This window comes from Variovorax pasteuri (genome assembly GCF_051216435.1).
Taxonomy (GTDB): Bacteria; Pseudomonadota; Gammaproteobacteria; order Burkholderiales; family Burkholderiaceae_C; genus Variovorax.
This window is the reverse complement of sequence record NZ_JBPJZS010000003.1, coordinates 112,563-125,728: the sequence shown is the minus strand read 5'-3', so window position 1 is coordinate 125,728 and position 13,166 is coordinate 112,563. Positions and strand designations below refer to the sequence as shown.

13 protein-coding genes are annotated in these 13,166 nt (G+C 69.3%); 8 read left to right on the top strand and 5 right to left on the bottom strand.

What is annotated here, in order from left to right; genetic code table 11:
* Nucleotides 1-9 precede the first annotated feature (9 nt).
* Nucleotides 10-879 (bottom strand): UDP-2,3-diacylglucosamine diphosphatase, encoded by an 870-nt coding sequence (locus ACSFBM_RS14070; protein WP_435484898.1) that lies wholly within the window; start codon nucleotides 877-879, stop codon nucleotides 10-12.
* A 94-nt stretch (nucleotides 880-973) separates the two neighbouring features.
* On the opposite strand from ACSFBM_RS14070, the gene ACSFBM_RS14065 reads away from it, so the two are divergent.
* Entirely contained in the window at nucleotides 974-2,710 is a 1,737-nt protein-coding gene (locus ACSFBM_RS14065; RefSeq protein ID WP_435484897.1) for a lysoplasmalogenase family protein, read from the top strand.
* 118 nt (nucleotides 2,711-2,828) lie between these two features.
* On the opposite strand, the gene dmeF is transcribed toward ACSFBM_RS14065, so the two are convergent.
* Both dmeF and ruvB read right to left on the bottom strand, forming a co-directional pair.
* A complete protein-coding gene (gene dmeF, locus ACSFBM_RS14060; protein ID WP_435484896.1) occupies nucleotides 2,829-3,818 on the bottom strand; it encodes a CDF family Co(II)/Ni(II) efflux transporter DmeF in 990 nt (329 codons plus the stop codon).
* Nucleotides 3,819-3,825: 7 nt separating this feature from the next.
* Nucleotides 3,826-4,890 (bottom strand): Holliday junction branch migration DNA helicase RuvB, encoded by a 1,065-nt coding sequence (gene ruvB / locus ACSFBM_RS14055; RefSeq protein ID WP_435484895.1) that lies wholly within the window; start codon nucleotides 4,888-4,890, stop codon nucleotides 3,826-3,828.
* 97 nt (nucleotides 4,891-4,987) lie between these two features.
* Here ruvB and ACSFBM_RS14050 point away from each other — a divergent pair, with 97 nt between their 5' ends.
* The 7 genes from ACSFBM_RS14050 (at nucleotide 4,988) to ACSFBM_RS14020 (ending at nucleotide 11,539) form a co-directional block, all read left to right on the top strand.
* Nucleotides 4,988-5,620, top strand: coding sequence for a CDP-alcohol phosphatidyltransferase family protein (locus ACSFBM_RS14050; RefSeq protein ID WP_435484894.1), 633 nt, complete (start codon nucleotides 4,988-4,990; stop codon nucleotides 5,618-5,620).
* A 46-nt stretch (nucleotides 5,621-5,666) separates the two neighbouring features.
* On the top strand, nucleotides 5,667-7,433 hold the full coding sequence (locus ACSFBM_RS14045; protein ID WP_435484893.1) for a bifunctional alpha/beta hydrolase/class I SAM-dependent methyltransferase: 1,767 nt from the start codon (nucleotides 5,667-5,669) through the stop codon (nucleotides 7,431-7,433).
* Between the two features lie 61 nt (nucleotides 7,434-7,494).
* Nucleotides 7,495-8,841 (top strand): phosphatase PAP2/dual specificity phosphatase family protein, encoded by a 1,347-nt coding sequence (locus ACSFBM_RS14040; RefSeq protein ID WP_435484892.1) that lies wholly within the window; start codon nucleotides 7,495-7,497, stop codon nucleotides 8,839-8,841.
* Nucleotides 8,834-9,274 (top strand): hypothetical protein, encoded by a 441-nt coding sequence (locus tag ACSFBM_RS14035; protein WP_435484891.1) that lies wholly within the window; start codon nucleotides 8,834-8,836, stop codon nucleotides 9,272-9,274. Before ACSFBM_RS14040 ends, ACSFBM_RS14035 begins: the two co-directional genes overlap by 8 nt.
* Complete coding sequence (locus tag ACSFBM_RS14030; protein ID WP_435484890.1) at nucleotides 9,271-9,999, top strand: lysophospholipid acyltransferase family protein; 729 nt, start codon at nucleotides 9,271-9,273, stop codon at nucleotides 9,997-9,999. The genes ACSFBM_RS14035 and ACSFBM_RS14030 overlap by 4 nt, the downstream gene beginning before the upstream one ends.
* Complete coding sequence (locus tag ACSFBM_RS14025) at nucleotides 9,996-10,952, top strand: phosphatidate cytidylyltransferase (protein ID WP_435436815.1); 957 nt, start codon at nucleotides 9,996-9,998, stop codon at nucleotides 10,950-10,952. Before ACSFBM_RS14030 ends, ACSFBM_RS14025 begins: the two co-directional genes overlap by 4 nt.
* Nucleotides 10,949-11,539 (top strand): YdeI/OmpD-associated family protein, encoded by a 591-nt coding sequence (locus tag ACSFBM_RS14020; RefSeq protein ID WP_435484889.1) that lies wholly within the window; start codon nucleotides 10,949-10,951, stop codon nucleotides 11,537-11,539. Before ACSFBM_RS14025 ends, ACSFBM_RS14020 begins: the two co-directional genes overlap by 4 nt.
* A gap of 49 nt (nucleotides 11,540-11,588) precedes the next feature.
* Here the strand turns inward: ACSFBM_RS14020 and ACSFBM_RS14015 are convergent, their stop codons facing one another.
* A complete protein-coding gene (locus tag ACSFBM_RS14015; RefSeq protein WP_435484888.1) occupies nucleotides 11,589-12,476 on the bottom strand; it encodes a hypothetical protein in 888 nt (295 codons plus the stop codon).
* A complete protein-coding gene (gene ruvA / locus ACSFBM_RS14010; RefSeq protein WP_435484887.1) occupies nucleotides 12,473-13,045 on the bottom strand; it encodes a Holliday junction branch migration protein RuvA in 573 nt (190 codons plus the stop codon). The genes ACSFBM_RS14015 and ruvA overlap by 4 nt, the downstream gene beginning before the upstream one ends.
* Nucleotides 13,046-13,166: the final 121 nt, after the last annotated feature.

Here is a 13,166-nt window from a genome sequence, read left to right as displayed (position 1 = left end):
TTCGCGGGCTCAGGCGGCCACGGCTTCGCGCGACGGCGTCGCCTTTGAGGCCACCGGCATGTGCTCTGCCCAGTCGATGATTTCCAGCGTGCCGTCCGCATGCTCGGCCAGCGCCGTCAGGCTTTCCACCCAGTCGCCGTCGTTGCAGTAAAGAATGCCGTCGATGTCGCGCATCTCGGCGTGATGGATGTGGCCGCACACCACCCCCTGCGCGCCGCGGTTGCGGGCCTCGCGCGCCACGGCGGCCTCGAAGTCGCCCACGTAGCTCACGGCGCGCTTGACCTTGCCCTTGAGGTACTTCGACAGCGACCAGTACGGCAGCCCCATGCGCGCGCGCAGCGAGTTGAGGTGGCGGTTGAGCTTGAGCGTGAACTCGTAGAGCGAGTCGCCCACGTAGGCCAGCCACTTGGCGCATTGAATGACGCCGTCGAACAGGTCGCCGTGAATGATCCACAGCTTGCGGCCGTCGGCCGTTTCGTGGATCCATTCATCGGCCACGTCGATGCCGCCGAAGTTGTGGTTGAGGTACTTGCGGGCGAACTCGTCGTGGTTGCCCGGAATGAAGATCACCCGCGTGCCCTTGCGCGCCTTGCGCAGCAGCTTCTGGATCACGTCGTTGTGCGCCTGCGGCCAGTACCAGTGGCGCTTGAGCTGCCAGCCGTCGATGATGTCGCCGACAAGAAAGAGCGTTTCGCACTCGGTGTGCTTCAGGAAGTCGAGCAGCGCGCGGGCCTGGCAGCCCGGGGTTCCCAGGTGCAGGTCCGAGATCCACAGCGTGCGGAACTGCAGCGGTGGACGCAGGCGTTCCTCGTCCTCCGGGTCCGTGGACGGGTTTGCGGTGTCGCGCCATGCGCGAAGGAAAGCGTCGTCGCGTTGCATGGACCAGTAGGCTCCCACTGACGCATGACGGCGCAATGGCATACCCGTGACATCCCGATGACGCGTGGCCGGCAGGCAACGCCACAATGCCGCGATGCGCCCCGGACAGATCATCGTTCTTGCAACCCCCGTGTTCTTTCTTCTCATCGCGATCGAGTTCGCGGTGGGGCGCGTGCGGGCCCGGCGCGGCACCGGCCACGACACCTACCGGCTGGCCGACGCGGTGAACAGCATCGGCCTGGGCATGCTCAGCCAGATCAGCGCGGTGCTCACGGGGCTGCTGCGCATCGGCATCTACACGGCGGTGTATTCGGCGGTCGCGCTGTTTCCGCAGGAGGCGGCGCGCGACTTCTGGACCACCTGGTACGGCTGGCTGCTGGCCCTGGTGTTCTACGACTTCTGCTACTACTGGCTGCACCGCATGGGCCACGAGTCGGCGGTGCTGTGGGCGGCGCACGTGGTGCACCACCAGAGCCAGCACTACAACCTGTCGACCGCGCTGCGGCAAACGTCAAGCGGCGCGCTGTTCGGCTGGCTCTTCTACCTGCCGATGGCGGTGGCGGGCGTGCCGCCGCTGGTGTTCGGCGTGGTGGCGCTCGTCGACCTGCTCTACCAGTTCTGGGTGCACACCGAGCAGGTGGGCAAGCTGGGCTGGTTCGACCGCTGGTTCTGCTCGCCGTCGAACCACCGGGTGCATCACGCGGTGAACGACGGCTACCTCGACCGCAACTACGGCGGCGTGCTGATCGTGTGGGACCGGTTGTTCGGCACCTTCCGCGAGGAGGACGAGCGCTGCGTGTACGGCACGCGCGGCGCGCTGCGCAGCTGGGACCCGCTGTGGGCCAATGCCGAGGTGTACTGGGCGCTGGCAAAGGATTCATGGCACACGCGCCGCTGGGCCGACAAGCTGCGCGTGTGGTTCAAGCCGCCGGGCTGGCGGCCGGCGGACGTGGCGGCGCGGTTTCCGAAGCCGGCCTTCGACATGGCGCAGGTGACGCGCTACGAACCCGAGGTGAGCCGGGGCGCGCAGTGGTTTGCGGGCGTGCAGTTCGTGCTGTTGCTGGCAGGCGTGGCGGTGTTCCTGTGGTTCTCCGATGCCGTGCCGCTGCCGCGTGCGGCCGTGTGGCTTGCGGCGCTGACGGCCAGCCTGTGGGCCATCGGCGCGGTGTTGCAGGGGCGCATTTCGGTCACCGAGGTGCTGCTGGTCGAGGCGGCCGCGCTGGCCACGGCGAGTGCGGCGCTGGACATCGCGTGGCTGCACCACGTCTGCAAGCCGTTGGCCTTGGCGATCGCCATCTTCTTCGCTGCGCGGCGGGCGAAGATGAGTGGTGGGGTGAAGACCTTCGACGGACTGCTGCTGACCGGTCTGGTGGCTTCCCTGGCGGGCGACGTGCTGCTGATGGGCCCGGCGAAGCTGTTCGTGCCGGGGCTGGTGTGCTTTCTGCTGGCGCACCTGGCCTACATCGCGCTGTTCCGCATCGGCGTGGGCACGTTTCCGCGGCGCGGGGCGCTGGCGGTGACGCTGTTGATCGGCGCCGGGATGTACGCGTTTCTCTGGCAGGGCGGGCTGCCCGTGGCCTTGCGCATTCCGGTCGGGGTGTATGTGGTGGTGATCGCCTGCATGGCGGCACAGGCCGTCGGGCGCGCGGCGGTGCTGCGCGATGCGCCCTCCCGCTGGGTGGCCGTGGGCGCGGGCTTCTTCATGCTGAGCGATGCGCTGCTGGCGACGAACCGGTTCGTGTCACCGCTGCCGCTGGCGTCACTGTGGGTGCTGGGAACGTATTACGCGGCGCAGATACTGATCGTGCGGCACGTGCGTCCGGCCGCCTGACTTTGTCTTGCTCCCTCCCCCGCTGGGGGAGGGTTGGGGTGGGGGCAAGCGGCGATCGCGATGAACGCACTGCCTGCCCCCATCCCGACCTTCCCCCAGCGGGGGAAGGAGCGAATACCTAATCGACGCAGCGCTGGATCTCGACCGTCGAGTGGCGGATTTCCTCGTGCATCGAGAAGCACGCCCGCACCTCGTCCGCCGTCAGCGTGAGCGAATGCGTCACCACCGTCAGCGCGCAGGCGTAGGCGTCGCGCCCCACGCGCCACACGTGCAGGTCGGCCACGCGGGTTTCGGACGCGGCCAGCATCGTCTCGACGCCTTCGCGAATTTCCTCGGTGACGGGGTGGTCCATCTCGCGGTCCAGCAGCACTTTGCCCGTGTCCTTCAGCAGACCCTTGGCCCACACCGCCACCAGCACCGCGCCGACGATGCCCATCGCCGGGTCGAGCCAGGCCCAGCCGTAGAACCAGCCGCCCAGCAGCGCCGCGATGGCCAGCACCGAGGTGGCGGCATCGGCCACGACGTGGATGTAGGCGGAGCGCAGGTTCAGGTCGTGCCCGTGGTCGTCGTGCCCGTGCCCGTGCCCGTGCCCGTGGGCGTGATCGTGGTCATGCCCGTGGTCATGCCCGTGGTCATGCCCGTGGTCGTGGTGATGCGCCCCGCCCAGCAGCCGCGCGCAGACCAGGTTCACCACCAGCCCCAGCACCGCGACCGAAATGGCTTCCGGGTAGTGGATGGCCGAAGGCGACCACAGCCGCTCCAGCGAGCCCACCACCATCAGCGCCGCGATGCCCAGCAGCACCAGCGCGCTGGCAAAGCCGCCCAGCACCTCGATCTTCCAGGTGCCGAAGGCGAAGCGCGGGTCGCGTGCGTAGCGCCGCGCGGCGGCATAGGCGAAGGCGCTCAGGCCGATGGCCAGCGCGTGCGAACTCATGTGCCAGCCGTCGGCCAGCAGCGCCATCGAGTTGAACCACCAGCCCGCGCCGATCTCGACCACCATCATCACGGCGGTGATCCACATCACCAGGCGCGTGCTGCGTTCGGCCGAGGCGGTGTCGGCGCCGAAGTGGTGGTCGTGCTTCCAGGCGCTCAGGTCATGGGTGTGCATGGTGTGTTCAGGCTCCGAAAAGATCCTGCCCGTCGGCGCGGCTCGACGGCGGGGTCACGCCCAGGTGGCGGTACGCCGCCAGCGTGGCGATGCGCCCGCGCGGCGTGCGCTGCAGGTAGCCCTGCTGGATGAGGTAGGGCTCGATCACGTCCTCGATGGTGTCGCGCTCTTCGCCGATGCTGGCGGCCACGTTGTCCAGGCCGACCGGACCGCCGTCGAAGCGGTGGATCACGGCCTCGAGCAGCTTGCGGTCCATCAGGTCGAAGCCCTGCGGGTCGACGTCCAGCATGGCCAGCGCCTTGTGCGCAATGTCTTCGGTGATGCGGCCGTTGCCCTTCACCTCGGCGTAGTCGCGCACGCGGCGCAGCAGCCGGTTGGCGATGCGGGGCGTGCCGCGCGAACGCCGGGCAATCTCGAAGCCGCCGGTGGCGTCGGTCTCAACCTTGAGCAGGCGCGCGCTGCGGGTGACGATGAGCGCGAGCTCTTCGGGCGTGTAGAACTCCAGCCGCGCCACGATGCCGAAGCGGTCGCGCAGCGGGTTGGTCAGCATGCCGGCACGGGTGGTGGCCCCCACCAGCGTGAAGGGCTGGAGGTCGAGCTTGATGCTGCGCGCCGCGGGGCCTTCGCCGATCATGATGTCGATCTGGTAGTCCTCCAGCGCGGGGTACAGGATTTCTTCGACGACCGGGCTCAGCCGGTGGATCTCGTCGATGAAGAGCACGTCGTTGGGCTCCAGGTTGGTCAGCAGCGCCGCCAGGTCCTTGGGCTTCTCCAGCACCGGGCCCGAGGTCTGGCGCAGGTTCACGCCCAGTTCGGCCGCGATGATGTGCGACAGCGTGGTCTTGCCCAGGCCGGGCGGGCCGAACAGCAGCACGTGGTCGAGGGCTTCCTTGCGCTTGCGCGCCGCGCCGATGAAGATCTCGAGCTGCTCGCGCACCTTGGCCTGGCCGACGTACTCGTCGAGCAGCTTGGGACGCAAGGCCCGCTCGATTGCCTCTTCGTTGGGCGAGGCGGGCGCGGCGGACACCACGCGTTGGGGGGCGGGTGCGAAATCGTCGGTCTGGATGGTCATGAGAGGGGTTCTTCGACTACGAGTTTAGTGCCTGCCACACTGGCAGAATGCTCCGGCCACCTGTGTGGCCATATAACAAACGAGGGGAAGCCAGCACGTGTCGATCTACGAACTGAAGCCGCGTTTCCAGGCCCTGCTGCGGCCGATGGTGGTCCGCCTGCATGCGATGGGCGTCACCGCCAACCAGGTGACGATGGCGGCATGCGTCGTGTCGGTCGCGCTCGGGCTGTGGCTCTTCTTCGCGGCACCCTCCTTTTCATCGCCGGCCGCCTTCGCGCTCATTCCCTTGTGGATGTTCCTGCGCATGGCCTTCAACGCCATCGACGGCATGCTGGCGCGCGAGCACCACCAGCAAAGCAGGCTGGGCGCCTTCCTCAACGAACTGACCGACGTGGTTTCCGACGCGGCGCTGTACCTGCCATTTGCGCTCGTGGCGCCGTTCAGCGGCTTCTGGGTCGGCACGGTGATCGTGCTCGCGGGCCTGAGCGAATTCGCCGGCGCGCTGGGGCCCGCGGTCGGGGCCTCGCGCCGCTACGACGGCCCGCTGGGCAAGAGCGACCGGGCCTTCGTGTTCGGCGCGCTCGGTCTCTATGTGGCGCTGGGCTGGCCGCTGCCGGGCTGGACCGCCTGGCTGATGCCGCTGCTGGCGGTGCTGGTGGCCTGGACGGTCGTCAACCGCGTCCGCCGGGCGCTGGCGGAAGCCGAAGCCAAGCCGGTCACGCCACGCTGACCCGACGCCATCCGGCACAAACCAATAAAAAATTCACAGGGGTTCAATGACAGACATCACTTCACGCGTTCCCGAGGAACGCCAGTTCCAGACACACGACGGCGAATCGCTGTTCTACCGCCGATGGCCCGCCACCGGCGCCACGCGCCGCGGCGCCATCCTGCTGTTCCACCGCGGCCATGAGCACGGCGCGCGCATGGCGCACCTGGTCGACGAGCTGGACCTGCCCGACTTCGACTTCTACGCCTGGGATGCCCGCGGCCACGGCCGCTCGCCCGGCCAGCGCGGCTACAGCCCGAGCTTCGGCACCTCGGTGCGCGACGTGCAGACCTTCGTGCAGCACATCGCCGCCACGCACGGCGTGCCCGAGCAGGACATGCACGTGGTCGCGCAGAGCGTGGGCGCGGTGCTGATCGCCACCTGGGCGCACGACTACGCCCCCAAGGTGCGCGGCCTCACGCTGGCCTCGCCGGCCTTCAAGGTGAAGCTGTACGTGCCCTTCGCGCGCGCAGGGCTCGGGCTGATGCACAAGCTGCGCGGCCTGTTCTTCGTCAACAGCTACGTGAAGGCCAAGTTCCTCACGCACGACCCCGCGCGCATCGCGAGCTACGAGAGCGATCCGCTCATCTCGCGGCCCATCGCCGTCAACATCCTGCTGGGCCTGTACGAAGCGGCCGACCGCGTGGTGGCCGACGCCAACGCCATCACCCTGCCGGTGCAACTGCTGATTTCGGGTGCCGACTGGGTGGTGCACCACAAGCCGCAGCACCGGTTCTTCGAGCGGCTGGGCAGCGCGGTGAAGACCAAGACCGAACTGCCGGGCTTCTTCCACGACACCCTCGGCGAGAAAGACCGCGCGAGCGCCGTGGCGCAGATCCGCGAATTCATCCTGCAGCGTTTCGACGAACCGGCCGTGCCGGTCGACCGCCGCGAGGCCCACCTGAGCGGCGACACCGCCGACGAGTCGCGCGCGCTGGCCGAGCCGCTGTCGACGCTGTCGCCACGCGGCGCCTACTGGGCCGTGACGCGCGCCAGCCTGAAGCTGGGCGGCACGATGTCCGAAGGCATCAAGCTGGGGCACGACACCGGCTTCGACTCGGGCAGCACGCTCGACTACGTGTACCGCAACCAGCCCAGGGGCAGCTCGGCCATCGGCCGCTCCATCGACAACACCTACCTGAACTCCATCGGCTGGCGCGGCATCCGCCAGCGCAAGATCCACGTCGAGGAGCTGCTGCGCATCGCCATGGAACGCCTGGCCGAAATGCACCGCGAGGTGCGCGTGATGGACATCGCCGCCGGCCACGGCCGCTACGTGCTCGACGCGGTGCTGGCCAGCCCGGTGAAGGCCGCCTCGATCCTGCTGCGGGACTACAGCGACATCAACGTGCGCGACGGCCGCGCGCTCATCGCCGAGAAGGGCCTGGAAGACGTTGCGCAGTTCGTGCAGGCCGACGCCTTCGACCGCATCAGTCTGGCCAGCGTCATGCCGCGGCCCACGCTGGCCGTGGTGTCGGGCCTGTACGAGCTGTTCCCCGACAACGAGATGGTGCGCCGCTCGCTCGCGGGCGTGGGCGACGCGGTGGAAGACCGCGGCTACCTCGTGTACACCGGGCAGCCGTGGCATCCGCAGCTGGAAATGATCGCGCGCGCCCTCACCAGCCACCGCCAGGGCGAGGCCTGGGTGATGCGCCGCCGCACCCAGGTCGAGATGGACCAGCTGGTGGAAGAAGCGGGCTTCCGCAAGATCGACCAGCGGGTCGACGAGTGGGGCATCTTCACGGTCTCCCTGGCGGTGCGCACCGGGCGATGAGCGCCGCGCCGGGCCGCCCCAAGCAAGCTCGCGCCGCAGTGCGCAGCACGGAGGCTTTCCGATGAGCGCCTGGCTGGCACAGCGCCCCTGGAAGCGCGCCGCCGCATGGCTGGTGTTCCTCGGGCCGCTGTTCTACGCGACCTACGGCTTCGCCAACTGGTGGGCCACCACGCGCGCGAATGTGCCGTCGATGGCCTTCGACTGGGAGCGGCACGTGCCGTTCTGGCCGTGGACGATCTTTCCGTACTGGACGATCAACGTCTTCTACGCGCTGTCGCTGTTCCTGGCGCGCAGCCGGCACACGCTCGACCGGCATGCGCTGCGGCTGGTCACGGCCACGCTCGTGGCCTGCACCTGCTTCATCGCGTGGCCGCTGCACTTCAGCTTCGGGCAACCGCCGGTCGAGGGCGCGCCGGCCTTCCTGTTCAACGCGCTGCGCGGCTTCGACCAGCCGTTCAACCAGGCGCCCTCGCTGCACATTGCGCTGGCCGTGATCCTGTGGGACTGGTACCGGCAGTTCATCGGGCCGCTGTGGGCGCGGCTGGTGCTTCATGTGTGGGCCTTCGCCATCTGCGCGTCGGTGCTCACGACGTGGCAGCACCACTTCATCGACATCCCGACCGGCGCGCTGCTCGGCCTGTTCTGCGTGTGGCTGTGGCCGCTGGAGCGCGTGGTGTCGATGCCGCGCGCCTGGCAGCGCACGCACGACGCCCGGCGCTGGAAGCTGGCGGGGCTCTATGCGGCAGGTGCGGCGCTGTGCCTGGCGGCCGCGCTGTACGGCGGCGGCATCGCGCTGTGGCTGTGCTGGCCGGCCGCATCGCTGGCGCTGGTGGCGCTCAACTACATCGGCTTCGGCGCGCGCGGCTTCCAGATGGACGGGCACGGCCGCATGGGCTGGGCGGCGCGCTGGCTGTTCGCGCCCTACCGGCTCGGTGCGGCCATCAACGCCCGGCTGTGGACCCGCAAGCTGCCGGCCTCGGTCGAGGTGGTGCCGGGCCTGCGGCTGGGCCGCCGGCCGACGCGCGCCGAATGGCTGGCCGCCGGCCAGCCCCGGCTGGTGAGCCTGTGCGCCGAACTGCAGGTGCCGGCCGGCGTGCCGCATGCGCGCTGCGTGCCGCTGCTCGACCTGACGGTGCCGCCGACGGTGCGGCTGCATCGCGCGGCGGCCGTCATCGAGGGCCAGCGCCGCAACGCCGACGGTGCGCCGGTGTGGGTCTGCTGCGCGCTCGGCTTTTCGCGCAGCGCGGCGGCGGCGATCGCCTGGCTGGGGCGCTACGGCGCGGCCGGCGGTGTGGCGCAGGCCGAAGCCGCCGTGCGCCGCGCACGACCGCAGATCGTGCTGCGCGGCGCATGGCTGGCCTCGCTGGAGCCTCTTTCGAAACTGCCGGAGGTTCCGCGCCATGACTGACACCGAACGCACCACCTGCGCCGCACTGGCCGGCCTGCTGCGCGCCGCGGCGCTGCTGGCCCTGTGGGGCTTCGCGCTCAGCTGCATCGCGGCGCTGGTGCTCGCGTTGACGCTGCGCTCGCTGTCGAGCACCTCGGCCATGGCTTTCGGCGCGGTCGTGGTCCTGGGTGCGCTGGAGCGCTATTTCGCCTTTCGCCTGCGCTTCGACGAGGCGCTGTTCGACGGGCTCGCGCGCAGCACCGTCACCTCGCTGGACGCGCTCGACAAGGCGCTCTCTTCCCTGGGGCTGCGCGAACCGGCACCCCAGCAAGCCACACGCCCGCTCGACGCGCGCGTGCAGGGCACCCGCCAGCTCCTGCAGCGCCACGGCATCGTGGTCGCCTGCCAGAGCGCCATGTTTCTCCTCGCCTTGATGACACAGGACCTCTCTTGACCGACGACAACAACAAGAACGACGACAAGCCGCAGAGCACCGTGCTGCGGCGCGGGCTCGCCATCGTGGCGGGCAAGCTCATCATCGGCGCGGCCGGGCTGCTGACCGGCGTGCGCGCCATCTGGTCTGGCACGAGCCCCAAGGCCGAGCAGACGCTGTACTTCGCCAACCACACCAGCCACGGCGACTTCGTGCTGCTGTGGGCCACGCTGCCGCCCGACCTGCGCGCGCTCACGCGGCCGGTCGCGGGGCAGGACTACTGGGAGGCCTCGAAGCTGCGCAACTTCATCGGCCGCGACGTGTTCAACGCACTGATGATCCGTCGCGACGGATCGGGCCAGGGCGGCAACCCGGTCGACCAGATGAAGGAGGCGCTGGAGGGCGGCGACTCGCTCATCATGTTTCCCGAGGGCACGCGCAACACGGGCGACGACATCCTGCTGCCGCTGAAGAGCGGGCTCTTCCACCTGGCGCGCGCCTGCCCCCACGTGCGGCTGGTGCCGGTGTGGATCGAGAACCTCAAGCGCGTGCTGCCCAAGGGCGTGCTGGTGCCGATTCCGCTGGCCTGCACGGTGCGCTTCGGCGCGCCGATCACGCTGGCCGAGGGCGAGGACAAGGTGTCGTTCCTGGCCCGCGCGCGCGCCGCCATGCTCGACATGCGCCCCGAATACGACCGGCCGGACACGAACGGCCACAACAGCCAGAACGGTGGGACCGCGCCATGATCGACCTCTCTCCCTTCGCGCTGACCACGCTCAAGCTCTTCGGCGGCGTCTTCGGCGTGCTGGTGCTGGCCTCGGCCATCGGCGCGGTGCTGAAGTGGCGCGTGGCGCACGGCCAGCCGCACTCGGTCATCGACAACCTCAACTCGCGCGTCAACGCGTGGTGGGTGATGGTGGCGGTCATCGGGCTGGCGTTCGCCTTCGGCAAGGGCGGCGTGATCGTGCTGTTCTATCTGATTTCTTTCTACGCGCTGCGCGAGTTCATCAGCCTGGCCTACACGCGGCGCGGCGACCACGGGGCGATCGCGCTGGCCTTCTTCGTGGCGCTGCCGGGCCAGTACTTCCTGATCTGGATCGACTGGTACGGGCTGTATTCGATCTACATCCCGGTCTACGCCTTCCTGATCCTGCCCATCCTGGCAGCCGTGGGCGGCGACACGCAGCGCTTTCTGGAGCGCACCTCCAAGATCCAGTGGGGGCTGATGGTGTGCGTGTTCTGCATCAGCCACGTGCCTGCGCTGCTCACGCTGCAGATTCCGGGCTTCGAGGGCCGCAACCTGCTGCTGATCGCATTCCTCGTCATCGTGGTGCAGGGCAGCGACGTGCTGCAGTACGTGTGGGGCAAGCTGTTCGGCAAGCGCAAGGTGGCGCCCGAGCTGTCGCCCTCCAAGACCTGGGAAGGCCTGGTCGGCGGCGTGGCGAGCGCCACCGCGCTGGGCGCGGCGCTGTACTGGGCCACGCCTTTCAACCCGTGGCAGGCCGCGCTGATGGCGCTGACCATCTGCCTGATGGGCTTCTTCGGCGGGCTCGTGATGTCGGCCATCAAGCGCGATCGCGGCGTGAAGGACTGGGGTTCGATGATCGAGGGCCACGGCGGCATGCTCGACCGGCTGGACTCGGTGATCTTCGCGGCGCCTATCTACTTTCACGCGCTGCGCTATTGGTGGGTGCCGTGAGCCCGGCGGCGCGCGTGGCGCACGACGACCCGGTCGAGTGCGCCAACGTCGCCGCATGGAAGCGATGGCTAGGCAAGCACCATGCGAGCGCCGCCGGCGTGTGGCTGCGCATGGCGAAGAAGGGCTCCGGCGTGGCCTCCATCGACCATCCGCAGGCGCTGGAGGAGGCGCTGTGCCACGGCTGGATTGACGGGCAGCGCAAGAGCGACGACGACACGTACTTCCTGCAGCGCTTCACGCCGCGCACCAAGCGCAGCACCTGGTCGCAGATCAACCGCGACAAGGCGCTCAGGCTCATCGAGGAAGGCCGCATGCAACCGGCCGGGCTGGCCGAGGTGGAACGCGCGCAGGCCGATGGCCGCTGGGAAGCGGCCTACGAGGCCAGCCGCACGGCCACCGTGCCGCCCGACCTGCAGGCCGCACTGGACGCCAACCGCAAGGCTGCGCAGTTCTTCGCCGCACTCGACGCGCGCAACCGCTTCGCGGTGCTGTTCCGCACGCAAGGTGCGAAGAAGCCCGAGACCCGCGCGCGCCGCATCGGGAAGTTCGTCGAGATGCTGGCCAGGGGCGAGAAGATCCATCCCTGAGCGCCCTCGGGTGCCCGCGGCAATGCGATGAAACCGCTCGAATGACCGGTCAGTCCTCGTCCATGACCCGCGACCGGCCGAACCAGAAGCCCAGGATCATGCCGACGGTGCCGAAGCCGATGGCACCCCAAAGGCTGAGGAACGTGAAGACGTTGTAACGCCCCGGGTACTGGGCCAGGGCGCGCACCAGCTCAGGCTCGTCCAGCCCGCCCAAGCCCCGTGCAGCGGCGTAGTCGAAGCCCGCGTCGCCCAGGAAGTTCAGCGTCACCAGCATCGGCAGCACGGTGAAAAACGGGAACCACGCGCCGCGCACCTTGCGCCAGTTCATCAGATAGGCCGCGGCCAGCAGCACCGCGCCCACGCCGAGCAGGCCGAGCACCACGGGCCGGCGCGTCAGCGGCAGCAGCCAGGGCCAGGCCCATTGCAGCGGAAAGAGCGGCCATTCGGCCTGCGGCGCGATGCCGCCCGGCCGTGCAAAGGCCTGCCAGCCCAGCGCGAGCGTGGCGCGCCCCACCAGCGCGGACGCGCAAGCCACGGCCGCGACGCCCAGGCAGGCGATGCGCAACACGGACGAGCGGGGCTGCAGAAAGACATGCGGCGGCAACGCGGGCGACGGCAAGCTCCCCGGCCGCCAGACCCGCGTCACGACCGTGACCGGCGGCGGTGCCACCGCCAGCTCGCCACGCACCAGCCAGTCGGCGGCGAAGATCGCCAGCGCAAAGGCCATGGCGGCAGTGAGCCATGCGCAGGCGCCCGGCATGTCGATGAGGCCGAACGGCGTGAACATCGGCAGGTTGCCGTACACGAGGCCCGCGCACCCGTAGGCCAGGAGAATCGGCACGCAGCCGATCTGGGCCGCGCGCAGCAGCAGTTCGTCGCTGCGCACCGACTCGTGGCGCAGCGCTTCCACGCGCGACCACGCCCCGCGAAGGTTCACTTCGCCAGCGCCTTCAGCGCCATCTTGATGCCGTCGCTCACGCTCGCGTCCTTCGGCAGCGCCTTCAGCGCCAGCGCGGCTTCCTTGTCGCTGTAGCCCAGAGCGACCAGCGCCTGCAGGATGTCGGCCTGCGCGTCGGAGGCCGCATGCGCGGGCATGCCGATGTCGGCGCCCAGCTTGCCCTTGAGTTCGAGCAGCAGGCGCTCGGCGGTCTTCTTGCCGATGCCCGGAATCTTCACCAGCCGGCCCAGCTCCTGCAGCGTGATGGCCTGCGCCAGCTCACCCACGCTCATGCCCGAGAGCACCCCGAGCGCCATGCGCGGGCCCACGCCGGTGATCTTGATGAGCTGGCGAAAGGCCGCCCGCTCCTCGGCGCTGCCGAAGCCGTAGAGAATCTGCGCGTCCTCGCGCACGACGAAGTGGGTGAGCAGCGACACCTTCGCGCCGAGGCTGGGCAGGTTGTAGAACGTGCTCATGGGCACGTCGACCTCGTAGCCGACCCCGTTGCAGTCGACCACCACCTGCGGTGGATTGCGTTCGGCGAGGATGCCGGTGAGTTTGCCTATCATCGGCCCACCCCCGTTGCTTGCTCACTTCGTGTAGCCGCCTCCCCCCTAGAGGGGGCAACACCGGCGGCCCGGCAAAGCCGGTTCCGCAGTGTTGCCCGCGCTGGATTGCGTTTTTTCGAGC

Excerpts from the sequence above, each read along its gene's own strand:
- ACSFBM_RS14070 (WP_435484898.1), bottom strand. The coding sequence starts at position 879 with ATGCAACGCGACGACGCTTTCCTTCGCGCATGGCGCGACACCGCAAAC.
- ACSFBM_RS14065 (WP_435484897.1), top strand. The coding sequence starts at position 974 with ATGCGCCCCGGACAGATCATCGTTCTTGCAACCCCCGTGTTCTTTCTT.
- dmeF (WP_435484896.1), bottom strand. The coding sequence starts at position 3,818 with ATGCACACCCATGACCTGAGCGCCTGGAAGCACGACCACCACTTCGGC.
- ruvB (WP_435484895.1), bottom strand. The coding sequence starts at position 4,890 with ATGACCATCCAGACCGACGATTTCGCACCCGCCCCCCAACGCGTGGTG.
- ACSFBM_RS14045 (WP_435484893.1), top strand. The coding sequence starts at position 5,667 with ATGACAGACATCACTTCACGCGTTCCCGAGGAACGCCAGTTCCAGACA.
- ACSFBM_RS14040 (WP_435484892.1), top strand. The coding sequence starts at position 7,495 with ATGAGCGCCTGGCTGGCACAGCGCCCCTGGAAGCGCGCCGCCGCATGG.
- ACSFBM_RS14035 (WP_435484891.1), top strand. The coding sequence starts at position 8,834 with ATGACTGACACCGAACGCACCACCTGCGCCGCACTGGCCGGCCTGCTG.
- ACSFBM_RS14025 (WP_435436815.1), top strand. The coding sequence starts at position 9,996 with ATGATCGACCTCTCTCCCTTCGCGCTGACCACGCTCAAGCTCTTCGGC.
- ruvA (WP_435484887.1), bottom strand. The coding sequence starts at position 13,045 with ATGATAGGCAAACTCACCGGCATCCTCGCCGAACGCAATCCACCGCAG.